This window comes from Paenibacillus sedimenti, assembly GCF_014534655.1.
Taxonomy (GTDB): domain Bacteria; phylum Bacillota; class Bacilli; order Paenibacillales; family NBRC-103111; genus Paenibacillus_E; species Paenibacillus_E sedimenti.
In genome coordinates this window covers 21,154-46,656 of record NZ_JACVVD010000009.1, presented here as the reverse complement: position 1 = coordinate 46,656, position 25,503 = coordinate 21,154, and the positions used below count along the sequence as shown (strand labels likewise).

Here is a 25,503-nt window from a genome sequence, read left to right as displayed (position 1 = left end):
CCATAAATTGGGGGAATATGTTAAGTTGGGTTTAATGTAGAATTTTGCTCATGACAAGTTAGGATTGAAAGGGAACAGGAGAGCGAATATGGAGCTATATATTTCTAATGAATTAAATAGTGCTGACAAAGCTTTTGTAAGAAATAAGATGATTGAGTTTAAAGCATTTTCCTGATGATTTAAAAGGTAGATATGAAGAGGTAAATCTGTTTTTAATAAATGCTGATGGTCAAATATTTGGTGGAATCGTTGGAGAAATATGCTGGAACTGGTTGGAGGTACAATATCTATTTGTGGAAGAAGACCTTAGAGGATTAGGATACGGAAAAAATCTTCTATTGGAAGCAGAAAAAATTGCAAAAGAGAAAAAATGCGAGTTCATAAAAGTAGATACCTTAAGCTTTCAAGCAATAGATTTTTATAAGAAACAAGGTTTTGAAGTGTTTGGAACGATTCAAAATGCTGGAAGGCATACGCATTATTATCTTAAAAAGGACATTTAGCGCTTGATATGAAATTAAACTAAAGGAATCTATAGCTTCATAATAATATGCGCTCTAGTCTGCCGGTGAATCGCACGGTGGCCTATATTCCGTAAACGGGCAGGACAATTAAACTCTGCATTCTGCATAACTGACTATACAAAAAGTAAGGCGTTTTACGTCGAGGGAATGGGTTTTCAAATCGATTGGGAACATCGATTTGAACCGCATTTTCCTGTTTTTATTCAGATTACCAGGGATGATATGACTATTTATTTGACTAAACATAAGGGTGACTGCCAAGTTGGTGGATTAATTCACTTTTTTGTTCCAAATGTTGATAGCTGGTACAGTGAATTATAGAGCAAAATAGATACCTATATTTTTGAGCCTCCAAGCGAGGATCTTGAAGGGCTTCGCATGATGACAGTCGTAGATCCCGATGGTAATCAATTACGCATATGTACTCGTTTATAAAAATCTGATTGGTACGTTTTTTGAAGGGGGTACCCTAGTTTAATAACTAAAATTGTACTCTCCAGACCCTAAAGTTAGAGATACGTCTCCCTTGGTTTCACTGTTTGTTTAAGTGCAGCACCATGTTCGCGGAGCATGGCTTTTTTTGCATTCGGAAGAAGGACAGAAGCCGTCGTATTCGGCGGAATCCGAATCTTGACTTCCAAGGTATTGTCACCATGTTTCCGCCATGCGGATTGATCCATCCATACATCGTTCCAGCTTTGCTTCCGCCCAGGATAAACCCTCCCCAGGCTGCGGTCTGATATGAATATGTTGATATCCAGGAGCATCTTCATCCAGATCAATTCCCGCAACATACCGGTATAACCAATCGCCAATCGCGGTTTGAAATGGGCTTTTGAGTCAATTTTGAACACGGCAATATTCTCTTCAACGGGGATACCTTGAAGGTCAACCCGAATAATGTGCCCGGTTTCTACGCGGAGCTTTCCGCGGATCAAGGTTACTACTATCAACTAAAGTATTATGCAGAAGCCCTGGTGAATGATCGTCCAATAACGACGGCTACGGCGCATAGCACAATGGGTAGTATCGAAATATTGGAAGCGGAAATCGAATCTGCAGACAGGAACGGCGTTTGGGGATAAATAATTCCTCTCTTGCCACGCCACTCCGTTTGATCGCTCTGCTAACTGCTTCTTCATTTAGATAATTAACATTTTCAATCGCTGTGTTGAATTATCAACAAATTACGTTTCTTTAGCCATTGAATGCATGCTTCTAAATTATATAAGATTAAACGTGAGTTGATTAAACAATCTCTTTTGTTTATACACCTCGTGTTAGGTCTAAGAATTTTTTAAGAATGCCCAAAAGGGGGATATCACATAATGACAAGACGCAACTTCATCAAATGGCTGATCGCTGCCGTTTGGACATTCATTCTAACCGTTTCCATATTTTCGATGATCCGCCGCTCTCAGGCGGATACGGAAGGAAGCTTCACGGAGTCCGTAGCGGCGCCGACGGAGCACCCGACTGAAACCGTTGCCCTACCGTTGCTTTCCTTTTTCATTATCAGCGACTTGCATATCACTTCGGGCAGTTCCAGTCAGTCCAATCATCTGAGAAAAGCGCTCAATGACATTAAGACGTTCGGAGATAAAGCTCAGGGAATCTTCATTACCGGAGACATTACCGATTCGGCGACACCGGTAGAGTATAGGGAATACCAAAATATCATCTCCCAATACCAGTTGCCGCCTGTATATGCCAATATGGGTAATCACGATTATTACAATGTCTGGATCGACAAGAACGGCGCGTGGAATAAGGACGCATTCCCAAACGGCAAGACCGATGCTATGGCGCGTCAAGCGTTCACAAACTTATTCAAACTGGATAAGCCCTACCATGACGTACGGCTGAACGGGTTGCACTTTATCCTACTGTCGCAGGAGACGTATGTTCAGGAAAAACCGGAGGTCGGTGAAGGTGCTTGGTACTCCGACGAGCAAATGAACTGGTTCCAGAGCAAGATGGCAGAAAACAAGGACGGCAAGCCGGTGTTTGTCATGATCCACCAAGAGCTGCCCCCAAGCGGTCAGGACGGAGGCAACCATACTCTGATCAAGGCAAAGCAGTTCCGCGAGGTTTTGAAGTCATATCCGAACGTTTTTGTATTCTCCGGACATACCCATCAGGATTTTACGAACAACACGCAGCACTACATCAAGGAAACGTTCCATTGGTTTAAGAATTCGTCGGTCGGCAGAGTGCTTGATAGCAGGTACCAACATGTAAGGAAGGACGCTTCGCAAGGCCTTTTCGTTGAGGTCTTTGCCGATAAGGTCGTGCTACGCGGCCGCGAGTTCAGCAATCGGACATGGATCGAGGAAGCACAATGGACGGTTCAGCTTTCGGTTAAAAGTTGATGCTCTCGTTAGCTTATCTCATATAAAACAGAGGAGGGTATCGATTTTTTACTCTGGCCTACCAGGGTTGGACAGAACCGATCGAACAAGTAGGTGCAACTGATGAATCGAAAAATGAAAATAGCCATGCAGTAGATGGCAGAATAAAATTGACGTTTAACAACGAGGAAGTAATTGTGAAAATGGATGATAATCCAACAAGCAGGGATTTTATAAGATTACTTCCCTTAACATTAACATTAGAAGATTATGCAGGAACCGAAAAAATTAATTATCTAGAGAAAAGATTATCTACAGTAGATGCACCATCAGGCATTGATCCTTCAGTGGAAGATTTCACATATTATTCCCCTTGGGGAAATATGGCTATATTTTATAAAGATTTTCATTATTCAAACGGACTTATTAAATTAGGGAAGATTGAATCTGGAATAGAAAAGCTTGCCAATATGACTGGTATTTTTACAGTGAAAATTGAAAAAATGGATTAGAGGTGATAAAAGTTGAAAAAAGTCTTAACAATATCTATGATTGCTATTCTTCTATTCGCTGATTGTTCTGCAAACGTACAACAAAATTTCGTTCAGAGGCGGGGTTATTAGGGTTTGTGCTCGCTCCCGTTTTGGAATCCAATCAAGCTTATGCTTATGAAAAAGATATAGCAAATCCCGATGCGTCCCGACAGGTTAAGCAAGCCGCTCTGGTTAGATACATGGATTATAGAGTTCTCTCTAACAAGGCCCCAACTTGTTTGGCCATTACTTGAGGCGGATATGGCATTCCATTCCTGATCCACCATTCAATTACCCCTACATACGAATCAATTCTGCATGAGTTAACGTGGGAACTTCCATGTAAGTTTGAACAATCCCTCTGATTTGATGAGCATACGCTTTGTTTCCTCGTTGGAACGAAGTGTATTTTTTTCAAGTTTTTCAGGTATAAAAATGCTAGAATTGTCCCTATGTACGGTTTGTTGATGGCGTTTAAAGACTACGATCCATATTACTGGAGTCAAAGGCATTTTTACAAGTCAATGGAATAACTTCGAGAACTTTATGTTCATTTTCCGGCACTTTGAGTTTTGGCCCATGGTGAAAAATACGGTTGGAATCAATCTCTTTGGGTCGCTGATAGGGATCCCGGTAACCCTGATATTCGCTCTGCTGTTAAACGAGATCCGGAGTCCCAAGTTTAAATCATTCATTCAGACGGTCACTTACCTGCCGCATTTTTTATCGTGGGTTATCTTCGGCGGATTGTTTATTACGCTGCTTAATCCTGATGGCGGCGTCGTGAATTATCTGCTCTTGGAACTGGGCTTGTTCGATAAACCTATTCAATTTTTGGGCGATCCCGCTTATTTTTGGGGCGTCGCTATCGGGACAGGATTATTGAAAAAAATAGGCTGGGGCGCCATCCTGTATTTGGCCGCCATTGCAGGCATCGATCAGTCTTTATATGAGGCTGCCGCAATTGACGGCGCGGGCCGCTTCAAACGGATGCTGCACATCTCGCTTCCTGGCATTTTGCCTACCGTGATGATTCTGGTCATATTCGCTGTGAGCGGGATGCTCAATAATAACTTTACGCAGATTTACGTCCTGCAGAATTCCTTGAACTTGCCCGCCAGTCAGGTTATCGATACTTACGTGTATCGAACGGGGCTTCAACAGTTCCAGTTTGCGTCGGCCACGGCGATCGGATTGATGAAATCGGTGTTTGCGCTTGCGCTTTTGCTTGGAGCCAATATTCTGTCCAAAAAGCTGACAAAATCAGGTTTGTTTTAAGCGTATGCTTCCGAAGCGAGTTTTTCGCTTGCACAGAAGCCATTCAGGGAAGCAGCGCGAATAACTTTTAGGAGCTGTCCTGTATGGTTGGAGGTAGGAGCTGGGGAGATCGCGCTTTTAATGTATCGAACTTCTTCATCATGCTAATTTTCTATGGCCAAAGGATTTTACGTGGGCGAGCTGGTTGACGGTCTTGTCGGATCCGGGCATGCTTCGGGCTGCATGGATTACCGCTTCGCGAACGGTCATTGTAACTTTCATATCCATTCTGTATACGGCGATGTTTTCGTACGCCTTTTCCCGTTCGTATTTGAAAGGAAAAAGATGGTATATTGCAATAGGCTTTGCGAGCATGTATTTTAGCGGCGGGTTGATTCCTTCCTTTATGTTAATGAATTGGCTCGGGTTGTATGATACCTACTGGGTTTATATCATTCCTGCACTTTTTGGCGGATTTTGGAACGTCATTATTATCAATACGAATTTCAAGGCGATCCCCGACTCGCACTTTGAGTCGGCCAAAATGGATGGAGCGAGTGAATATACCATATTCTTCCGTATTGTCATCCCGTTATCGAAGCCGGTTTTGGCTGCCCTGTCGGTTTTCACTGCTGTCGGCGTATGGAACGATTACGGTGCGACATTGTATTTCACCCAGTCCAGCGATTTGCAGACTCTGCAGTATCTGATATTAAAGCTCATCCAGTCGAGCTCGGCGGCTGAACAGCTGGCTAATACTGCACAGAGCTATAATCGCGAAGTTTCAGAACTTTTTTCCAAATCTCAAGGTCAGGGATTAGTGACGACCCAAACTCTTCAGCTGGCGTCGATGGTCATTGCGTCGATTCCGATGATTATCATGTACCCGTTCGCGCAAAGGTTCTTTATTATAGGCGTGCTGCTCGGTTCTGTAAAAGAGTAAGGATTATCGTAACGTTAAGTAATCGATTGTGGAAGTCGAACCCGATGCCAGGAAGGACACTCACAAATGAATCGCAGAGCGACTGCAGAAGGCTCGAGTGTTGCCTGGGTACAAGGGGCCGATCTAGGCGTTGCTTCCTCCAGTGACGGCGACAACATCTAGGTTTACCGGGGTACGCTGCCCGGACAGGATATCGAATGGGGCCGCAATACGTTCTGGGCGCCGGAGATCATTTGGCATAATGGCCTCTAAAAAGAAGAGGATGAAAAAATTCCTAATTCCGACAGAGGAACTAAAGAACAAATCCTTATAACATTTGATAATATTGTGGCGGTTCTGTCGGCGGTTAAACAATGTACGGAGGGGGTTATATTTTTTCAGCCCCTTTCCACTAGCTATTGGGGGGCGCGAACCGGTGGAAGCGGCCTAGAAGCAGCCCGCGCGATCATGCGCGGGCTGCTTTTTCGTGAGTCGGAATGTATACGCTTGGCTATCTATCGTTGTGTGCAGGAAGATTTATCCTACAGTTACTAAGAATAGAAAAATCAAACTATAAACCGACTTTTGAAATATTCAGGAACATGTTTATCTGGAATGATAATTTTTGAAAGTCGAATTTAACCTACGGTTATAAATAAGTCGGGAGAAAATATTATTTTCTAAGTCCATAACATTAAAAGATACCATCGAAATAACTAGCTACTTAAACTCTAACGAGTAACAATAGCAATAATACGAAGAGGCTAACGGAAATGGAGGAAATGGAGCCATAGCGACACGACGCAACATAGGAGCAAAGCGCCTCACTTCGGGCTAAGTTGGCCCTAAGTGGCAGGGTTTGGGGCTGGTTGCCCTGCTTGCCGGTTAGCATCTTGCGTTTTAGTTGAAATTCATTATCAGAGCAACCGGTTTGACAAACCAACTATTATGTATTACTATATAGTGGTAGTAAGTAATACAGAATATCAGTCATACAGAATAGTAAAGGGTGATTGTGCTGGAAGACCTAACGGAAATGCTCAAAGGCGTACTTGAGGGCTGCGTTCTTGAAATTATAAGCCGCAAAGAAACCTACGGCTACGAAATCACGCGGCGGCTGAACGCCCTCGGCTTCGCAGATGTTGTGGAGGGAACGGTGTACACCATCCTGATCCGGCTTGAAAAAAGCAAGCTTGTAGAGATCACCAAAAAGCCCTCCGACATGGGGCCGCCGCGAAAGTTTTTTGCGCTCAACGACGCGGGGCGTGAGGAATTGAGAAGGTTCTGGGAAAAATGGGAATTTGTTGCGTCGAAAATCAATCAATTAAAGGAGGAGCAGTAACAATGCTTGATTCTATTATAAAATTGTTAAAAGGCGACATGGAAGATAAACGGGCCTATAAACAAATGATGAAGAGGGTTGACGCCCTGCCGAAAGATTATCGGTTTGCATTTCGCAAAATTCAACATTATATGTTTAGCGTTGGCCCCCCTGGCGGTGACATGACGATATTTACGGACTTGACGATGTTTACGGACTTAGTGGATTTATTTGAAGCAAGCGCGGCAGAGGGCAGACAGGTTCTTGATGTCACAGGCAGTGACGTCGGCAAGTTTTGTGATGAGTTTATGCGCGCTGCGGCTACCAATACTGAAACACTGCGAGAAAAACTAAACAAAGAGGTTATGGGAAAATTTAACAAGGAGGAGCGATAACGATGCTGGAGCTTATCAAAAAAATGATCGGGGATAAAAAAGAGTATAGGGAGCAAATGGCAAGGGTAGAAGCGCTGCCTGAAGACTATCGGTTCGTATTTAAAAAAATCCAGGGATACATGTGGAATTTCGCGGGAGGAGACGGCTCTGACATGTTGAAAACTCAACACGAATTGATAGAGTTGTTTGAAGCCAGCGCGGCGGACGGCAAGCACGTTCTCGACGTGACGGGCGAAGATGTTGTCGGGTTCTGCGACGAGTTTTTGCGTGACACGAAAAAGTGGACCGATAACTTTCGTAATAAATTAAACCGCGACATGATGAATAAATTAGGAAGGGGGAACGATTCAAAATGAGAGACATCGCAATCCAAGTGAAGGGACTGCAAAAGTCTTACAAACAGCTTCATGTTCTGAAAGGCGTAGATTTTGAGGTGGAAAAAGGCAATATTTTCGCCCTGCTTGGCTCCAACGGCGCGGGCAAGACAACGGTTGTCAAAATCCTCGCCACGCTGCTGAAACAAGACAGCGGAACCGCTACCGTAAACGGCTTTGACGTTGTGTCAAAGCCCGACAGCGTGCGGCAGTCGATCAGCCTTACTGGACAGTTCGCTGCCGTGGACGAGATTTTGACCGGGAGGGAAAATCTGATCATGATTGCGAAGCTGCGGCATCTTCATCATCCGCGTCAAGTTGCGGACGATTTGCTGAAACGCTTCGGTTTAACCGACGCCGCCGACCGTAAGGCGTCCACTTATTCGGGGGGTATGCGACGCAGGCTCGATATCGCCATGAGCCTGATAGGAAATCCTCAGCTTATTTTCCTCGATGAGCCGACCACCGGGCTGGACCCCGAGGCACGCATTGAGACTTGGAAGATTGTCAAGGAGCTTGCCAACAGCGGCACGACGGTATTCCTGACCACTCAGTATCTGGATGAGGCAGAGCAGCTTGCCGATCGAATTGCCATTTTGCACGAAGGCAGGATAATCGCTAACGGCACGCTTGAGGATCTGAAAAAGCTGTTCCCGCCCGCAAAGGTAGAGTATGTGGAAAAACAACCTTCATTGGAGGAGATATTCCTCGCAATCATCGGTAAAAAGGGGGAGAAGTAACCATGAATCAACATTTTTTCAGCGACATGAGCGTTATGCTTGGACGTTCCATGCGCCATATTTTGCGAAGCATGGACACCATCATCACGGTCTGCATCACTCCGATTGCGATGATGCTGCTGTTTGTCTATGTGTTTGGCGGCGCAATCCAAACCGGTACGGATAACTATGCGAACTACCTGCTGCCCGGTATCCTGCTGATGGCGATTGCAAGCGGCATAGCCTATACGGCTTACCGCCTGTTTTTGGATAAGCAGCGGGGCATCATTGAGCGGTTCCACTCCATGCCGATTGCACGTTCGGCCGTGCTGTGGGGGCACGTGCTGACTTCGGTGGTATCCAACGTCATTTCTCTTATCGTCATCATTCTAGTAGCGCTCGTTATGGGCTTTCGCTCGTCAGCAGGCGTATTGCCGTGGCTTGCCGTAGCCGGTATACTCGTGCTGTTTACACTTGCTCTAACTTGGGTCGCGGTGATTCCAGGACTGTCCGCAAAATCAGTGGAAGGTGCAAGCGCGTTTTCCTATCCACTTATCTTCCTGCCGTTTATCAGCTCGGCCTTTGTGCCGACCGATTCGATGCCGAAGGTCGTTCGCGCTTTTGCCGATAACCAGCCGGTGACTTCAATCGTGGAAACCATCCGTGCGCTGCTGTCAGGTCTGCCTGTGGGCAATGATATATGGATCGCGCTTGCGTGGTGCGTCGGAATTATGCTCGTGGCTTATATCTTTGCGATGCGCGCGTACAAACGGAAAGCAGCTTAATGTTTGCAGGTATTAAAATGATAATGGTCAACAAAAACATTTGGATATGTCAATTATCAAAGAGCCAGACGCTAAGACGCAGAGCCGATAACATGTGAATGAATTCACAGTTGTCGGCTCTTTCTATATGCACATTCCACTTGCAGAAACGTTAGAGGCCATTAGCGGAGCGGAAATAGTAAGGAACCATTAAATGGTGTCCGGCGGCATAAATATAGGTGCATAATCGTTTTACGAAATATTCAATTAAAAATGTTTTTTATTTACTGCTATCAATTAAGATATATTGAGACAAGCCGCAGAACGTTATGGTATACGCGAAGACTCAATGATCGAATTAATTGGGTTTCAAAACTTCGTTTATTCTGGATTGGTTGGAGATCGTGAAGTTATTCTAAGAATTGCCCACACATCGGAATGATATATTAACGAAAGCGGAATTAAACTTTATCATGTTTTTGGCGGAGTCCGGCGTAAAAGTAGCTAGTCCGATTCAGTCTTTAACAGGCGATCTTCTTCATACAATTGATGATGCTTTTGTAGTGACAGCCTTTGAGAAAGTATCTGGCAGAAATGCAAAACCATATATTGATATGGACTTTTCGCGAATGTAAAATGGTTTAATCAGGTAAGTCCGGGTAAATTCGTAAAGGTGGTGAATTAGGATGAAAATATTCCTTGCTATTTATACCCTTATTGTTGTTACTTTTTTAGGAATATTCGTCGGGTGTATAGTGCTTTTATCGCCCGAACATCACAAATACATCGTTAAGACGGGTTATACCGGCTGGGTTGAGGTAACGTTTGAACAGGCTGATTCTCCGCCACTCGAGAAAGAACACGGAACCTATGTTTACCACATTCCCGCTAGCGGAAAGCTAAAAACATCTTCCCCGATGATAGAAGGAAACCTGAGAGTGTTTTACCTTGATAGCGATGGAAATCTTACGGAAACGGGGCGTAATGAGGAAACGATACATGCTGTAGGCACGAGAAGCCATAGTACGAGTTACTCAGATGGACGTAGAGAAGACTTTCCAACGGTGGTTAGTTTTTTTCTTGGTAGCAAAGAACAATGGGAAGTTGAAGCCGAAAAGCTAAAACAAGGTATTTAATCGCCATAAGAAAAATTCATATTCAACAAACGCTGAACGATAGCACAATAAAGACACAACGGCAGCCGGCCAGACGAATGGTGAGTACTGCATTCGTTAATGTCTTTATCCTTTTTAGTTTCAATGATTGACTTGATTGTAGAGCTATCGTAAAATTTTGTTATGTTAATTTTAGGTAATGCACTTACTTTAAAGTAAGGGGATGATTTATCAATGATTCATCAGCGTGAATGTCCAGTTGAGACACTCATTCATGTTTTAGGTGGCAAATGGAAGCCAATGATTTTATGGCATTTGATTGAATCCAAAAAGAGATTCAACGATCTGGAAAAGCTTATACCTGATGTTTCACAAAAAATGCTTTCACAACATCTCCGAGATTTGGAACGAGAAGGCATAGTCGATAGAACGGTCTACCCTGCTATCCCTCCAAAAGTAGAATATTCTCTTAGTGAATACGGCAGAACATTGATTCCTGTAGCAGAAGTCATGTGTGCTTGGGGAGAAAATCATAATAAGCGGAAATATGAAGAGTCAGCGTCATAGAGCTGGTTCACATGAACTTGTACACTAATTCAATCAACTCAAAACAAAAGCTGCCACGGGATTCCGGGCAGCTTTTGTTTACCTACAGTCGCACCCCTGATATTTAGAATTTTCCTGTCCTCCCGACCTCCGCGTTTAATTATGGTATCCCTTTCTGTCATGCTTACTTTTAAGTAAGTACCCTACTTTAAAGTGGGTTCTTAACATAATTTTGAAGCGATGCTAAGCTTGAGTTAACCAAATATTGGGGTCCATTAAAGAGGAGGAAAGAACAATGAGAATTATTGTTTTTGGAGCGACGGGGAATACAGGGAAAAGAGTGTTGGTACAAGGGTTAAAAATGGGGCATGAAATGACCGCATTTGTGCGAAATTCTGAAAAGCTTTATGATCAACTAGGTGAGCATTCCGCAAAGCATGTGAAGGTGATCGTGGACGATATTATGGACCCGGTGAGCGTCGGTGAGGCACTTGCGCATCAAGACGCCGCTATTATTGCAGCCGGCCATGCGGGCCAGGGAGAAGAGTTTGTTCGTATCGTCGATAACATTATAAGCCAATGTGAATTCCAACCTAGTTTCTCTGGGCGGGTATGGATAATGGGAGGAGCCGGCCTGCTGGATATTCCATATACTGATCTTATCGGCAACAATTTACCCGGCTTCCCACCTGAATATAGAAATCACAACCGGAATTTCGAAAGGCTACAACAGACTGAGCTCGATTGGTCCATTATGTGTCCGGGAACAATGATTGATTCGAGAGAGCATCCAGATCCGGTTCATCTGAATGTAACAACGGAAACCTTGCCCGTTCCGATTCCGGAGACGATCAAGGAATATTCCGAGGCAGATATAGCCGGTCACTTGTTCAGCCGACTTCAAGAGCTGAATGTTGCTTATGACGATGTCGCAAAATGTATGTTGGACCATCTTGAGCTCGGAGGAGCGTTTAAAAGAAAAAGGGTCGGTCTAGCCTATCAAAGCAATATTACGGTGCGCTGAGGAGAAGGGGGATAATGGGTTTGTTTGGATTACTGCTCGTTTTGCATATATTGGCTTCGATCGCCATAATTGGCCCCGCTTTCGTCCTGCCCATCATTCGAAGATCCGCTAGAACCGTCGGCCAGCTGCACTTTGCTTTTGGTATAACGACCAAGCTTGCCATAATGCCTAAAATTGGCGGAGCCATACTTATTTTAACCGGGGTTTGGCTTATGATCATAGCCAAGATGGGGTTATCCCAAATGTGGCTGAATGTATCCATCCTTTTATCGCTGCTCATCGTCGTCATGATCGACGGATGGATCGAGCCGCGCATGAAAAAGATCATAAAGATCATATCTGAAAGTCAAGACCTGGGTAATGAAATACCCGCCGAGTTCGGACTGCTGATAAAAAAGATCGTACCAATCGAGACGGCAGCACAGCTGTTGATGATTGCCATATTGGTGCTTATGGTCGTTAAGCCATTTTAAAGAAGCCGATGGGAGCGTCCATATCAGCACCGAGTCGATCCTAATGTCCCAATTGAGGAGACAGTTGGTGCAATGGCCGATCTGGTTAAAGCAGGGAAGGTATGTCATCTTGGTCTATCTGAAGCAGATGCAGCTACCATTCGCCGAGCTCATGCGGTTCATCCGATCTCCGCATTACAAACGGAATACTCCCTTTGGAGTCGGGGTGTTGAAGTAGAAATTATTCCTACTGTAAAAGAACTTAGAATCACTTTTGTGGCTTATAGTCCTCTTAGCAGGGGATTCATAACCGGCGAACTTCGTAACTACGAGGATTTTAAAGCTGATGATATGCGTCAATATTTGCCGCGTTTTCAAGGAGAAAACTTCCAAAGGAATGTTGACATTATGGAAAAACTTAGGGATATTGCCAAAGAGAAAAACTGCACAGTTGCACAACTAGCAATAGCCTGGACAATAGCAAAAGGCGCGTTGCCGATTCCAGGTACGAAAGGAAGAAAATATCTAGAAGCTATAGATATACAACTATCTAGTGATGATTTATCCCGTATTGATGCTGTTAGTCCAACTGCATTTGGTGGACGATATCCCGGTATGGAGTAACCGTTCAGGTTAGTTCAAATAACAGGGAGAAGCGTAATTTTAGAAAAAGGGATTATCAAAGTTCTTATCACATAAGGTGGGGAAAAGAAAGATTATTCAACAGAGCATTCGCTGAAAAGGGTTTAGATAACGTAATTCTATGGGATGTACTAAAAATAAGAAATGAACAGCTAACTAAGGTGAGATTTATAAGTAAAAGTTCACCACATAGACAGGGAGTATACACGGATGTTACAGATTCGCACGATCCTAGATTGACAGCGAGTCATTTATTGGATTAAAATTATTCTTTATGTATTTTGACAATGGAGAGGTGTTAAAAAAATGATTCGTGTCGGGCTAATCGGTGATTATGACCAAGAGGTTAAAGCGCATGTGGCAATTCCTATGGCTATTCAGTTGGCAGCAAATGATCTAGGATTTCAGGTTGAATTTGAATGGATATCAACTCCTTCGTTGGAACAAGATTCTGAACAAAAGTTGGCAAAATATCAAGCGCTTTGGACAGTACCTGCAAGTCCTTACGCAAGTATGCAAGGTGCGCTTAACGGCATCCGATATGCACGTGAGCAACAGATTCCTTTTTTAGGAACATGCGGTGGCTTCCAACACATGATCATTGAATTTGCCAGAAATACGATGGGATTATCCGAAGCAGATCATGCGGAGGAAAATCCTCATGCTTCCTTAATGTTGGTCGCTCCTCTAACATGTTCGGTGAGTGAAAAAACTCACGCCTTTAAACTCAAAACCGGCTCAAAGGTTGCTGCTTTTTATGGTAATGACGAAATTACTGAACAATACGGTATTTGCAACTATGGTTTGAATCCAGAATTTGCGCCCATGTTAGAACAAGCAGGAATGATTATCGCCGGAATAGATGAAAACGGAGAAACTCGTATAATGGAGTTAAATCAGCATCCCTTTTTTATCGGAACACTATTTCAGCCTGAACGTTCGGCTTTTAACAATATTGTACACCCTTTGATTAAGGCATTTCTTGAAGCAGTAAAAGTATAAAAACATAATTTACATAACAAAAAGGACCCTCTTGAATAAATCACTGAAGTCTCTACTATTTGGGGCAAAAAAGAAATTGACTAAAGTCCTCCAATACTGCATTGCCGTCATACATGGCAGCTGTTCAAGTAACGGGCAGATTAGTTCTAATATATGGTTATTGTGGTATTTTACTTCATTCAACTAACGGAAAACGATAGCTTCATAGCAAAGATCAACAGGCTGCCGGTGAATCGCTCGGTGGCCTAATCCATTAACGGGTAATGTTCAATAGAGGCAATACGAACTATAATAAGGCAATATTTTTATCGGAGGGGTAGTAACTTTGACATCACTAGTTGGTCAAATCAGTGAAATAAACCGATATCCTGTAAAATCGTTTGCGGGAGAGAGTGTGGAGACTTGCACAATTAATACATATGGGTTATATGGCGACCGTTTTTGCGCCTTTGTTGATGAAACAAAGGAAGGTTGGGATAGCTTTATCACTGCTAGAGATATCCCTAATATGCTCGCTTATAAGGCTAAACTCATCGACAAGGGAGTAAGTGTTACATCACCTAATGGACTAACCTTTAGCTGGAATGAAGAATTATTAGATGAAATTCAAAGATACTCCAAAAGAAAAATCTCAATGACGAACTATAAAGCGCCGAACCCTGAGAATCCTGGCCTTATGTCAGTTGACCTAGCTAGTGTCCTTATTATTACAGACTCTTCATTACACAAACTTGAAGCCATGTGGGGAAAGAACTTAGATAAACAACGGTTTAGAGCAAACTTAATTGTGTCGATTGACGAAAACACATTCAACGAAAACGATTGGATAGGAAAGCAAATATCAATTGGGGATACAAAATTACAAATTGAATCTTACTGTGAGCGTTGTTCAATAATTACGATTGACCCTGATACACTTGTACGGGATACTTCTCTGTTGAAGAAAGTAAATGAGCAAATGAATTTATGCTTTGGCTTATATGCCTCTGTTAAAAATCCTGGGCAAATTCATGTTGGTCAGAAAGTTTATTTATCTGATTGAACAAAATGAACAAGTCCTTATTGACGTGAACGTTAGTTCAAACAAACCAGTGAGCAGATAGCCGTGGCAGCTGCTCCTTTTTTCATTAAGCTATTGGGCAGGATACTTAAACAAAAGGAAGAAATTAATAACGACTCTTTACGTTAAAGGCGGGTTATTTGTGGAACATTTGTCTAAGTATCTACATGTTCAATCTATCTTTAAATAAATATAAATGGAAAAAACAGGAGGGGCGATGAAAGCGATATTAAGTCTAATTATTGCGAGTGCTACGCTTGCGACAATCTACTGTCCGGTTGAAAGATTCGAACAGTCGATGCCGAATCCGCCGACACTAGCCGTGCCTGTTGCACCTGTATTTCCCGACAAACAGGTTGTTGTTCCGCTGCGTGAACCGGCTGTAAGCAGAAGTTTAGAGCAAATCGAAGCCGCAAACTTACAATTTGCTATGAAGAAGCTCGAAGCGGACCGGAAACTGATAGAGCAGCGGCATTCTATTCAGTTGATGATGATGGGAATCGGAAAAGACCACATCATTGTACAAGTTAGGCGTACCGGCGATGTGGAAAACCCGATGCCTGAAGATGAGATCGAGGGTGTGAAACAAACGCTGTTCGGCATCGCTGGAGGCGAATTTCCGTTGGAGCTGTCAGTGATGGAATGCTGTAAGAATGCTGCGAATGTAACGGGCAAAATCAGATCGTATGATAAGGAACAAGACCGGATACTAATCGTCAATGAACAGAAGAAGAACGGCAATACCGACGATCCCGAAGCGACTTGGGTAGGATTGCAAGCAGATGCGGTGCTTGTTGTCGACGGTAGCAAAGCAACCGGTCTAAGTGAGTCGTTAGTCGGCCGGGAAGCAAAAGTATGGACAACCGGAGTTATGATGACTTCTTATCCTGGTCAAACAACGGCTATTAAATTAGTCATCGAGTAAGCTCCACGCTGTTTTTTTACGTAAGAAACCAACTACAACGAGGCTGTCAACATAAATCGGCAGCTTCGTTATGCTAACGGGCAGATTCCTTGAGTCACAACTCAATTCTATAAGTAACCATTTACAAGAAAATATCTTTACATTAGTATTTCACTTGTGGATAATAATTCCAAAAATAGGGAGTGAACTACGTCATGTTTGATTGTCAAATCATTACAAGGGACACCATTTATCTGGCCGGAGTTAGTTTCTCAGGACCTTTCCCACATTCATTTCCTTCTGAAGCTGTGAAGGTTCAGCAACGACTTGGAAGCAGAAAATCCGAATTTCTTCCAAACGTAAACACTGACGTTGTTTTTAGTCCTTACTATGTGTGCGACAACTTGGCTACATATTTTGCCTGTTATGAAGTACCTGAAGGTACAGCGATTCCTGAAGGGATGGTGAGTTTTAAGCTTCCTGGTCATACATATGCGAAGGTGACTTGCACGAATAAAACAATCCGTGACGGGTATGGTCATGTATTCGATTGGATCAAAAAACATGGGTATAAGCAACTCAGCGGTGCTTGTTCTATTGAGATTTTTTACATAGAAGAAGCAGAAGAAGAAAAAGTTGAGCTATTAATACCTGTCGAATAACATACCAAGTCAAAGCATTATATAAGAAAATAGAAAGGCTTATAATATCTTATTAACTGAGATCAATAGCACAATAATAGCAGGCTGCCGGCACTAAGGGCAGCCTGTTGAACTATCGGGCAGTTTTTAACAAGTCATTGTGATAGATAAAAAACACGGGATATAATGGAAATAGCTTAAGCCTAGAAAAGTTGAGGAGAAATGGAGCTGAGTCGAGATGAGCAGATTTACTGGTGTTTTATTTGATTTGGATGGAACTTTAATTAATAGTGAAGGGCTGGGTACAGAAGCGTATAATTACGGGGTTCAAAAAGTTTTAAGTCGAGAATTAAACGAAACTGACAAACAATACTTACTCGGAAAGCCGTTTAAAGCTCTAGATGATATCTTCCCCTTCTTATCACCTTCTGAGAAAGAAAAAATTATAGAAGAGACATTAGATTATTATAAAAATTATAATCATCAAATTAAAGAATATCCCGGTATTCGTAAAACGATTAAAATCCTCAATGAAAATGGGTTGAAGCTTGGGATTGTTACCGCTAAATTAAAGCAAAATGCAGAGAAAGAATTACGAAATACTGGGTTGTTTCCTTTCTTTGAGGTAGTTTTGGCAAAGGAAGATTGTCATGAGTTCAAACCTAGTCCTGTTCCTTTACTGCAATTAGCTGAAAAACTTAATTTACATCCAAATCAATGCTTGTATGTTGGAGACCAGCCGACTGATATACAAGCCACGCATGCGGCAAACATGACTAGCGTTGCGGCTCTTTGGGGAGAAGGTAAACTTGAAAGACTTTCACCACTAAACCCAACATTTTTATTTAATAATCCAAAACAATTAATTGAATTATTATTAAGCTAAACGGAGAACGTTAGTTTAATAAAAACAGCAGCAGCCTAGGAATAATTTATTCCAAGGCTGCTGCTGTTTGCTGATCAGTGCGATGTCTTTCGAATACTAATTGTATTATTCACATGGCCATTAAGGGCAGGATAACCTGATGGGTAACTAAAGCTCAAGAACTACGTTACATGCAGATTTTGATTAATTTGATTATCGGGAAATTTAGGACATAAATAGAAAAGCTAACTATAAGGAACGAGCTGCAATGCTGCAGCTCGTTATTTTTGCCAGATGCATTATTGTACAACAACATTGGAACCATCGACTTTTCTGTATCCGCTTACATTTGATCATTTATGTTTTTCGAGAAATATCTTAAATAACTACATACGAAACTTAAAAAACTGTATTTATATCGAAAGAAGGTATTGTTAAGCTTAAATCGGGGGAACAACCTTTCTTATTAAACGCTAATTTTAAAAGGGGGACGTCATATTTTTGAGAGCGGTTACATTCTGAATAGTGGTTCTAATATTTTAATGCATTCATCGAATTGTGTAATTTTAGAAAGGGGAGCGAGTATGAAACAGCATTTGAAGCGGGGCGTAACATTACTGTTATGTCTATGTATGTCGATTTCATCCCTTTTTCTGGGATCAATTATGAAGGTTGCGGCCGCATCTGAGACAATGTCCTTCCCGGCGGCGCAAGACGCGTTTGTATCCAATTTCAACGGGCAAGGAGGTAGTTTGGGAACAAGTTTAAGTGCAACTAAATTAATCTATGGAAAATCTCGGCATGCTTATCTCAAGTTTGATTTATCCTCCATTGATACGGACAGATATGATATAGACGAGATGAACATGACGTTGAGTTTTAGAAAATCGCATGCGCCAAATGAGTTGGTATTCACTGAAAGCGAATCTACCTTGCGTGGCACTAGCACCGAATGGACGGTAACCAACGTCACTTATAATAATCGCCCGATCGAAATTGCCGGGTCTCCGATTGTAACTAAAAATGTTGTATCAAACGGCGAAGAAAACCTTACCGTTGATCTGTCCACAATCTTCCGAAATGCATTGAGCAATGGAAGAAAAGTAGTCAGCATTCATCTTACGACAGCGAAAGTGAACGATAGTACGGTAAATGCCAGCGAGATGTATTCCTCAAGGAATACATCGGGATACCCGGGACCATCCTTGAACATCACGCTGGGAGATCCGATTGTGAACGACGGGATCGATAGAACTGCACTTAACTCGCTGATTGCCCAAGCCGATCAGTTAATTGAAACGGCATACACTACGGATAGCTGGGCAGTGCTTTCGTCGGCCCTCATTACTGCAAAAGAATTAAGTTTGAACAATACAACGCAAGCCGAGGTCAACCAAGCCATTTTAGCGCTGAAAACTGCGATGGACAACCTTGCGGTTGCTGAGAGCCCTTCCAAGATTGCTGGCCCAAACATGGGAAATTACTATAACAACAGCAAGACAGCGGCAATGATCATTAAAATGAAAAATGGGGCAGGCAAATATGTTAAGGTAGACCCTGTTACGGAAAAGCTGTCGCTCACGGCAAATGCCGCCGAGGCGTCCGCGTTTGCTCTGTATGTCCTTGATTATTTTGCAACCGTGGATCATGAGGAAACTGAGGTTGGAGCCACCAGGACGGCTTATTCCATAAAATCCTTGGACAATGACAAATATCTGACAATCCAGAATTATTTTACGGCCGAAGAGTTTCTGAGCAATACTCATCATTATTTTAATATTTTAAGCGGCGCGCAAAGCGGCAGCAGAACTGACAGGACGTTCGAGATTAAGGCGTCGGCAAGTACACCGGGTTGGAACGAGCGATTTTATGTAGATCAGTACGTAAATTCAGGGTTTTACCGCATCTGGTCGCATTTGTCTACAATGAGAGACGATAACAACTTTGGCCGTTTTAATGTGAAAATGACCGACAACTCTATGCAAAGCAGCGGAACAGCTTCTGAGAATACCGAATACAGAATTTATTTTGAGAAGATATCGGGCAAGGATCAGCTGGAAATCAGCCAGGAAGTTTCCGGAGACGACGCCAAGTTGTTCTGGAAGCCTGTAAACGGTGATACGAATCCTGCCAATTACAGTGTCAATGGGACTGTCTCGGGAGCGGTTTATTCCGGCGGCCTCATGCAATTGACGCTTTCGAACTTGAGTGTCGGCGTTCATCCGTATGCCGTTGAATACAACGGAAGCGGATATCAAGCGACCACGGACGTGAATGTCCGAATCTTCAGCCATCCGGGTATTTTGCATACCGCGGAAGACCTGGAGAGAATGAAGCTTCGTGTTCAGGAGAGGGCTGAGCCCTGGTACTCCGATTACCAGAGACTGCTGCACAGTATATCCTATGATTTAAGCAGCTTCGATTACGAGAACACTGTCTTTTCGAATGTCGGCCGCGGAGGCGCTCCATCGGATTCCGGCAACATGGGCTATTTTGAGAAGGGCGGCAATGCCGCATATTTCAATGCCCTGCAGTGGGTTATCACGGGGGACAATCAATACGCGGAAAAAGCCGCCGAGATTCTCACAAAATGGGCGAAAACCTTGAAAGTGATAGACGGCAGGGACAGGATATTGGGCGCCGGCATCAACGCTTACAAATATGCCAGTGCGGCGGAGATCATCAGGTATTATAACGGCGGATACAGCGGATACAGCGACGCTGACTTCAAAGCGCTGCAGGATATGATGATAAACGTGGTATATCCGGTTATCCAGGACGCAGCTGCTCCCATGCTCGCCAACGGCAACTGGGACGTAGCGGCCTTAGTCAGTATGATGGCTATAGGTGTCTTATCTGACAATACCGAAGTTTTTGATCGTGCGATGAGTTTTTATCAGGACATTCATACGAACGGTTCGATCTTTGCTTATGTGCACGAATCGGGCCAGAATATGGAAACCGGCCGTGATCAGGCACACGCCTTGTTGGCTATCGGATATATGTCAGAGATTTGTCTGATTGCTTACAATCAAGATGTGGATTTGTATTCCCTGTACGATAACAGGTTAGCGAAAGCTTTCGAATATTCGGCGAAATACAACCTGTATTCGAAGGAGCTGTACGGTGAGGATATACCCTTCGTTGCGATGCCGAACGTTTTTGGCGATACCAGCAGAGGATATTATGGAGCCGGGTTTGACAGGGAGAATAACGGGCTTAACAGAGGCGAGCTCAGGCCAGTTTTTGAGCAGGCTCTTGCCCTCTACAACAAGGTGGGCGACGTCGATATGACATGGACGGCGAGAGCGGCGGCGGCCGCGCGCCCGCAGGGAATGGTGCATTTTGACAATTTGAACTTTGGCACCCTGACGTACTATAACGGAGAGCCGCTGAACTCTAGCGGGCCGTATTTTCAGATGCGGACCAGATGGGAGCCCTTATATCAGAGGAATTGGAGTATCGTTGACGGTCAGAGAGTCGCCGAGACACTGAACTCTTATTATAGTATTAATGAAAACGGCGAGCTTGTTACCAGCGTCATGAAGAAGGACGCGCCTTTCTATCAGTTGGTCGCTAACGACGACGGCACATATTCGATACGGTTGGTCAAGACAAACACCTATTTATCGGTAAAGGATGATACGGCGGAGAGTTACAATGTTATTAAAGCCGATGCCACAGAGATAGGAGAAAACGAAAAGTTTATTTTACGCTCCAGCGGGGTCGGCCCTTTCTTCCTGGCTTCTCCTAAGTACGACAATCGTATCGTGTATCAACACGCGGCCGGATCAGGGAGCAGTGCCGTTTTAACACTCCGGCTGGGAACAAAAAACCTATCGCAAATAGCAGATATACCGAATATCTCAACGAACGAAAGACTTATTTTTATGTACAATACTGAGGATATAGCGCTTATTAACAGCGACGATGCGGCGCCGAAGACGACCGCAACGACGGAAGGGGAATCGCAGAACGGCTGGTACCGTTCGGCTGTCGTCGTTGATTTCGCCGCGACCGATGAAGTCTCAGGCGTGGCAGAGACCTACTATCGCGTGGACGACGGAGACGTTGCGAGCGGGATACAAGCCGTTATCGAAACCGAAGGCGTGCATACGGTAACTTACTGGAGCGTTGATCGGGCGGGTAACGTGGAAGAAGCGAAGGCGTTGTCCGTATCGGTCGACCTGACGGCGCCAAGCATTGTTTTCGACGTTGTGGACGGTACCGAATTTGCGATAGACCAGCCCGTCAAGATCGGCTGCGAAGCAACGGATGATTTGTCGGGGATCGCCACGACGACTTGTGAATTGATTAAAGTGCCGGCTTATGAATTGGGCCTAGGTGAGCACACGTTTAGCGCGTCCGCCTCCGATCAAGCCGGTCATGCGACGAACGCCTCGATTACAGTCATCGTCACCGTTGACTACGATAGCCTTGCTCGTCTGACCAGAATGTGGTTCGAGGAAAGCGGGCACGGGGACGTCGCCGCCTCTTTGATCGAAAAGCTGGATGCCGCCAAGGCTTCCGCTAACAGAGGGAATGCGAAGGCGAAGGAAGGGCAGCTGGGAGCTTTCGTAAACCAAGCGAAAGCGCAAAGCGGAAAAGCAATCACGGCTGAGCAAGCCGATTTGCTCGTCTCTTTCGCCGCTGCGTTGAAGTAATAGATTAACACCGAAACAGGGACGCAAATTGACTATCAACTTTCAAGTTGATATTGCGAAACAATGAGCAAACAATTCGTGCTTTCTTCTCCGCAGCAAAGAAGTCTTTAAAGCCGTATTGAAGAAATGTGAAAATGATCAAAGAAAGTCGGGCTGCTTGAAGAAGCAGCCCGACTTTCTTTAAATCGGAAGAGAGAGTAAAGGCGCATATGTATGTCGCGAAAGCACATATGTTTGTGTCGCCGAACAAATATATTAATCTAATGGGATAAAGTTCTTGTCATTTATTAACCAATCTTAAGGACATATGTATAAAATACAATGGAATACTAAATTTACAAATAGTGTTTTGAAATTCATATATACTGTTTCCACCCTCAATTACCTAATGTTGTAAATATAGACTCAATAGATGACTAAATTGTTCCGTAGAAATTGTATTTTTTCGCAACCAATCCATATATCTCCACGTCTAACGAACATGAGAATCTTACGTCTTTATAATTGAGGAGTCTAGAAATGAAGAAGTTTCTTCTTGGTTTAACGTGTGGCATAGCTTTGACTACAACGACTGCAGTTTTTGCAGCGGATACGATCCAAACATATTTATTTCCAGCTACGTTTGTTATTAACGGTGAAACAAAAAATTCATACGGATATGAAACCCTGAATTACGATGGTCATGCGTATGTTCCTATTCGGTTTATTGCTGAGAGTATGGGACTAAAGGTAGTTTATGAAGATGTGTCAAAGACGATAACAGTGGATAATGGATTTAATATTTTAGATATTAACAATTCCGGTGTAAGTGCAGGACATTTGTCCATTATTAAGGAAGGTAATCATTCGAGTATTACTGGCAAACTCTATATTGGCATAGATTCTTGGAATCACAGATTAATAGATAGTATTCAATCATTAAATCCAACTGTGGATTACACAAAAACTATAGCATCAGGAAAACTTGTTTTCTGGAACGAAAAGGGAGAAGTTATTGAGAAAGTCCCATACCAGATTTCTAATGTTTTAAACGGTGCAGAACAAATAGTGCCCTTGGAAACCACCAGCAAAACAGATATTTCAGACTACGCGGCAGTTACATTAGAGAGTACAAATCCTTTCTATGGTAGAGTTCCTGACCTACATGCCGAAATATCTACAAAGGATTCCGAAAACAAGGTTCAGTTTGGTTTGGTCAATTTGCTGAAGACAGGTGAGTACACTCTTGTAAGAGGATTTCTTTCTACAATAAATCAAACTGATGTTTCACCGGATGCTAAAATTACCATCACATTCCTTAATGATAAGGGAGTTAGTTTGGGGACGGCGACAACGACGCTCAGTGCAGAGAAACCAGAAACGCAACAGCTCCCCTTTGCCGTTTTTCTAGGTAGAGGAGACTTAACTAAATATAAATCAATAACTATTCAAGTAGGCAAGTAAACACCCATGAATCAACGGCTGTCTAGGACAGGCTTTAAGTCTAAGATGTCCGTTGTTTTTTGGATTCAAAATTTGTTTTTAGGGGGGAGATGTAACATAGATGAATAAATGGACGATTGCAGCAATAACAATCCTCATTCTCTTTATATTTTTAATTACACCTTATTTGGTAAGAGTTAACACAACAAATAAATTGATGTCAACAACATATCAAGATGAAAGTTGGATTCTCGTTAAAAGTCGCATGTGATGCGGCTTTTCATTTTTGTCCTCAAGTTCTTGTCAAAATTAGATGACAAGAACTTGAGGACATTCCCGATTTTGACAAGAACATTATCTCACTCTCGACGGATGCAGGAAATTGAAGAACCAACGATCAAGCTCCCCATGAAAATTATCCAAAGTAGCAGAAAAAGGCCGCACTAAATAAGACGCACTTCATTCATTATTTGAAAGCGCCTGAAAAGTGGGATGATGAAATGGAGCTAAGAATTAGCTGCAAGTGTCACAGAGTAGCCTACAAATCAATAGGTCTTATAAGTGCCGGAGGATAATAATATTGAAAAAATGTAATTCACCCCAGCCGGGTTGAATCATTCGCAAAATAGATCAAATGGGACGTATTATTTTGCCGATTGAACTAAGGAAAATATTGAATAATGATACTAATGATTTATTAGATGTTTTTCATGATGGCGACGCTCAAAGAGTTAGGGTCGTCTTATGTGGTCTGGCTGATATAACTTGTTGAATACAAGGCGGAATATTAGCGAAGTTCCACGCGAGCCTATTAAAAAACGCTACATTGGATATTAGGTAGCGAATGGACGAAAGTTATCAGTGTGTTCGCTTTCTTCTTCTATTCAATGTGGACGCGGTTTGTTGAACAATAAACGCCCCATTGCTTGGTCCTTTCGTCCTTATTGCAACAGTTGTTGTAAACCCTCCACTATAAAATCCAATTCGAGCAATCCCATACGGTTTTACAGCAACAGTAACGGCCCCACTCAGCAAGATAGTAAAGGGCTGGTTTGAATTGTTAGAAATCGCGAGAGTTGCGTCAACCCCGATCGGGACCACAACTAACGTTTTGATACCAGCAGTTTGATAGTTAAACGATCCAGTATGCAAGTATTTGGTCATCGCTACATACACCTCCACTAACAATGTATTCTGGAGTGTCTGTTTCGTTTGGACACAAGCATGGCGAATTTACGAACGGGCAGGATAGCGCAACATTCGTTTGTTTTCTAGATCCTAATTTATGGGAATAACGTCGTACCAATGAAGAAGGAATGCTAATGAAAATAGTGATGATTCTTTTGTTGGTTTTGTGCTTATTCCTTTTAGTATCGGGTTGTACAGATAAGGATACAAATCAAGAGGCGTAAATGCTGGAATTGAAGAAACCTATCTAACCTCAAATCCTTGCCCATAATCCGAACAGGAAGAAGAATCCGTTGACAGCCGCCAAAATGTATACCCCACCGATAAAGATACGCAGCAAATGATAAAGAAGCTTCATGATTACATAACAACCTCGAATGGATATAATTGTAATTTAAGTAAGATTTATAAGGATAGTGATGGGCGCTGACTTTCCGCCCGACATCACCCCCTGAAATCGACATAATTCGACGAATCGTTATAAAAGCTATGCATAAGGAGTGAATCACGATGGCGAATAAATACAAACGCTTCATTCAAAATCAATTCGAAAAAGCGAAATCTACCGCTTCCGAATTCATTTCTTCAAGAAGTGAAGAGCAAGAAGAAGGCACTATAGAACTCAATCCGCAATATTATGTTGAGCTTAAAGCAATCGCCGATATGCAGCGCACGACCGTGCAAGCGATCGTCAATGGAATCATTGCCCAATACCTGGCAAGCGCCCCATACAAATCAACCCCCATCTCAGTGGATCAAAAGGAAGATAACCCGCTTCTGTATTTGGATGGTATTTGCAAACTAGAGGATTAAGGAGT

24 protein-coding genes and 3 pseudogenes are annotated in these 25,503 nt (G+C 43.1%); 25 read left to right on the top strand and 2 right to left on the bottom strand.

The genetic code is table 11. The features are described 5' to 3' along the window. Nucleotides 1-88: 88 nt before the first annotated feature. Together ICC18_RS22455 and ICC18_RS33955 are read left to right on the top strand one after the other, a co-directional pair. Nucleotides 89-503, top strand: a pseudogene (locus ICC18_RS22455) (GNAT family N-acetyltransferase). A 69-nt stretch (nt 504-572) separates the two neighbouring features. After that, nucleotides 573-845, top strand: a complete 273-nt coding sequence (locus ICC18_RS33955; protein WP_312029593.1) for a glyoxalase superfamily protein — start codon at nt 573-575, stop codon at nt 843-845. Nucleotides 846-1,033: 188 nt separating this feature from the next. Here ICC18_RS33955 and ICC18_RS33950 read toward each other — a convergent pair whose 3' ends face one another. Then, nucleotides 1,034-1,378 (bottom strand): alpha-L-rhamnosidase C-terminal domain-containing protein, encoded by a 345-nt coding sequence (locus ICC18_RS33950; protein WP_446673946.1) that lies wholly within the window; start codon nt 1,376-1,378, stop codon nt 1,034-1,036. Nucleotides 1,379-1,405: 27 nt separating this feature from the next. Between ICC18_RS33950 and ICC18_RS22445 the strand changes: the two genes are divergently transcribed. The 3 genes from ICC18_RS22445 to ICC18_RS22435 all read left to right on the top strand — a co-directional run bounded on the left by ICC18_RS22445 (nt 1,406) and on the right by ICC18_RS22435 (nt 3,387). Beyond that, complete coding sequence (locus tag ICC18_RS22445) at nt 1,406-1,609, top strand: hypothetical protein (RefSeq protein ID WP_188176693.1); 204 nt, start codon at nt 1,406-1,408, stop codon at nt 1,607-1,609. Between the two features lie 243 nt (nt 1,610-1,852). Next, nucleotides 1,853-2,896 carry a metallophosphoesterase family protein gene (locus ICC18_RS22440; RefSeq protein ID WP_188176692.1) on the top strand — a complete coding sequence of 348 codons (1,044 nt, stop codon included), beginning with the start codon at nt 1,853-1,855 and terminating at the stop codon, nt 2,894-2,896. 149 nt (nt 2,897-3,045) lie between these two features. Beyond that, complete coding sequence (locus tag ICC18_RS22435; protein ID WP_223192783.1) at nt 3,046-3,387, top strand: cyclophilin-like fold protein; 342 nt, start codon at nt 3,046-3,048, stop codon at nt 3,385-3,387. A gap of 226 nt (nt 3,388-3,613) precedes the next feature. Here ICC18_RS22435 and ICC18_RS22430 read toward each other — a convergent pair. Beyond that, nucleotides 3,614-3,715: pseudogene (locus ICC18_RS22430) on the bottom strand (TetR-like C-terminal domain-containing protein); the annotation flags it as partial. A 272-nt stretch (nt 3,716-3,987) separates the two neighbouring features. Between ICC18_RS22430 and ICC18_RS22425 the strand changes: the two are divergent. The 20 genes and pseudogenes from ICC18_RS22425 to ICC18_RS22325 all read left to right on the top strand — a co-directional run bounded on the left by ICC18_RS22425 (nt 3,988) and on the right by ICC18_RS22325 (nt 25,498). Next, entirely contained in the window at nt 3,988-4,686 is a 699-nt protein-coding gene (locus ICC18_RS22425) for an ABC transporter permease subunit (RefSeq protein ID WP_188176691.1), read from the top strand. Nucleotides 4,687-4,870: 184 nt separating this feature from the next. After that, nucleotides 4,871-5,608 carry a carbohydrate ABC transporter permease gene (locus ICC18_RS22420; RefSeq protein ID WP_223192782.1) on the top strand — a complete coding sequence of 246 codons (738 nt, stop codon included), beginning with the start codon at nt 4,871-4,873 and terminating at the stop codon, nt 5,606-5,608. Nucleotides 5,609-6,623: 1,015 nt separating this feature from the next. After that, nucleotides 6,624-6,929, top strand: a complete 306-nt coding sequence (locus tag ICC18_RS22410) for a PadR family transcriptional regulator (RefSeq protein WP_282559206.1) — start codon at nt 6,624-6,626, stop codon at nt 6,927-6,929. A gap of 14 nt (nt 6,930-6,943) precedes the next feature. Next, nucleotides 6,944-7,303: a DUF1048 domain-containing protein gene (locus tag ICC18_RS22405; protein WP_188176908.1), complete on the top strand. Its 360-nt coding sequence runs from the start codon at nt 6,944-6,946 to the stop codon at nt 7,301-7,303. 2 nt (nt 7,304-7,305) lie between these two features. Then, nucleotides 7,306-7,659 carry a DUF1048 domain-containing protein gene (locus tag ICC18_RS22400; RefSeq protein ID WP_188176690.1) on the top strand — a complete coding sequence of 118 codons (354 nt, stop codon included), beginning with the start codon at nt 7,306-7,308 and terminating at the stop codon, nt 7,657-7,659. After that, a complete protein-coding gene (locus tag ICC18_RS22395) occupies nt 7,656-8,417 on the top strand; it encodes an ABC transporter ATP-binding protein (protein ID WP_188176689.1) in 762 nt (253 codons plus the stop codon). Before ICC18_RS22400 ends, ICC18_RS22395 begins: the two co-directional genes overlap by 4 nt. A gap of 2 nt (nt 8,418-8,419) precedes the next feature. Further along, nucleotides 8,420-9,181: an ABC transporter permease gene (locus ICC18_RS22390; protein WP_188176688.1), complete on the top strand. Its 762-nt coding sequence runs from the start codon at nt 8,420-8,422 to the stop codon at nt 9,179-9,181. 665 nt (nt 9,182-9,846) lie between these two features. Beyond that, nucleotides 9,847-10,296 carry a DUF6843 domain-containing protein gene (locus tag ICC18_RS22385; RefSeq protein ID WP_188176687.1) on the top strand — a complete coding sequence of 150 codons (450 nt, stop codon included), beginning with the start codon at nt 9,847-9,849 and terminating at the stop codon, nt 10,294-10,296. A 213-nt stretch (nt 10,297-10,509) separates the two neighbouring features. Beyond that, a complete protein-coding gene (locus ICC18_RS22380; protein ID WP_188176686.1) occupies nt 10,510-10,842 on the top strand; it encodes a winged helix-turn-helix transcriptional regulator in 333 nt (110 codons plus the stop codon). Between the two features lie 274 nt (nt 10,843-11,116). Continuing rightward, entirely contained in the window at nt 11,117-11,845 is a 729-nt protein-coding gene (locus ICC18_RS22375) for an NAD(P)-dependent oxidoreductase (RefSeq protein ID WP_188176685.1), read from the top strand. 14 nt (nt 11,846-11,859) lie between these two features. After that, nucleotides 11,860-12,318: a DUF2269 family protein gene (locus ICC18_RS22370; RefSeq protein WP_188176684.1), complete on the top strand. Its 459-nt coding sequence runs from the start codon at nt 11,860-11,862 to the stop codon at nt 12,316-12,318. Nucleotides 12,319-12,339: 21 nt separating this feature from the next. After that, a pseudogene (locus tag ICC18_RS22365) lies at nt 12,340-12,921 on the top strand (aldo/keto reductase); the annotation flags it as partial. A 324-nt stretch (nt 12,922-13,245) separates the two neighbouring features. Continuing rightward, nucleotides 13,246-13,941 carry a CTP synthase C-terminal region-related (seleno)protein gene (locus ICC18_RS22360; RefSeq protein WP_188176683.1) on the top strand — a complete coding sequence of 232 codons (696 nt, stop codon included), beginning with the start codon at nt 13,246-13,248 and terminating at the stop codon, nt 13,939-13,941. Nucleotides 13,942-14,266: 325 nt separating this feature from the next. Beyond that, nucleotides 14,267-14,983, top strand: a complete 717-nt coding sequence (locus ICC18_RS22355) for an MOSC domain-containing protein (RefSeq protein WP_188176682.1) — start codon at nt 14,267-14,269, stop codon at nt 14,981-14,983. A gap of 235 nt (nt 14,984-15,218) precedes the next feature. Further along, nucleotides 15,219-15,926: a hypothetical protein gene (locus ICC18_RS22350; RefSeq protein ID WP_188176681.1), complete on the top strand. Its 708-nt coding sequence runs from the start codon at nt 15,219-15,221 to the stop codon at nt 15,924-15,926. A gap of 194 nt (nt 15,927-16,120) precedes the next feature. Further along, a complete protein-coding gene (locus ICC18_RS22345; RefSeq protein WP_188176680.1) occupies nt 16,121-16,567 on the top strand; it encodes a GyrI-like domain-containing protein in 447 nt (148 codons plus the stop codon). A 217-nt stretch (nt 16,568-16,784) separates the two neighbouring features. Then, nucleotides 16,785-17,432, top strand: coding sequence for an HAD family hydrolase (locus tag ICC18_RS22340; RefSeq protein WP_188176679.1), 648 nt, complete (start codon nt 16,785-16,787; stop codon nt 17,430-17,432). Between the two features lie 521 nt (nt 17,433-17,953). After that, nucleotides 17,954-22,075 (top strand): OmpL47-type beta-barrel domain-containing protein, encoded by a 4,122-nt coding sequence (locus tag ICC18_RS22335; RefSeq protein WP_446673945.1) that lies wholly within the window; start codon nt 17,954-17,956, stop codon nt 22,073-22,075. Between the two features lie 519 nt (nt 22,076-22,594). Beyond that, a complete protein-coding gene (locus ICC18_RS22330; RefSeq protein ID WP_188176677.1) occupies nt 22,595-23,518 on the top strand; it encodes a stalk domain-containing protein in 924 nt (307 codons plus the stop codon). Nucleotides 23,519-25,195: 1,677 nt separating this feature from the next. After that, the gene (locus tag ICC18_RS22325) at nt 25,196-25,498 is read left to right on the top strand and encodes a hypothetical protein (protein WP_188176676.1); all 303 of its coding nucleotides are present in this window, start codon (nt 25,196-25,198) and stop codon (nt 25,496-25,498) included. Nucleotides 25,499-25,503 lie beyond the last annotated feature (5 nt).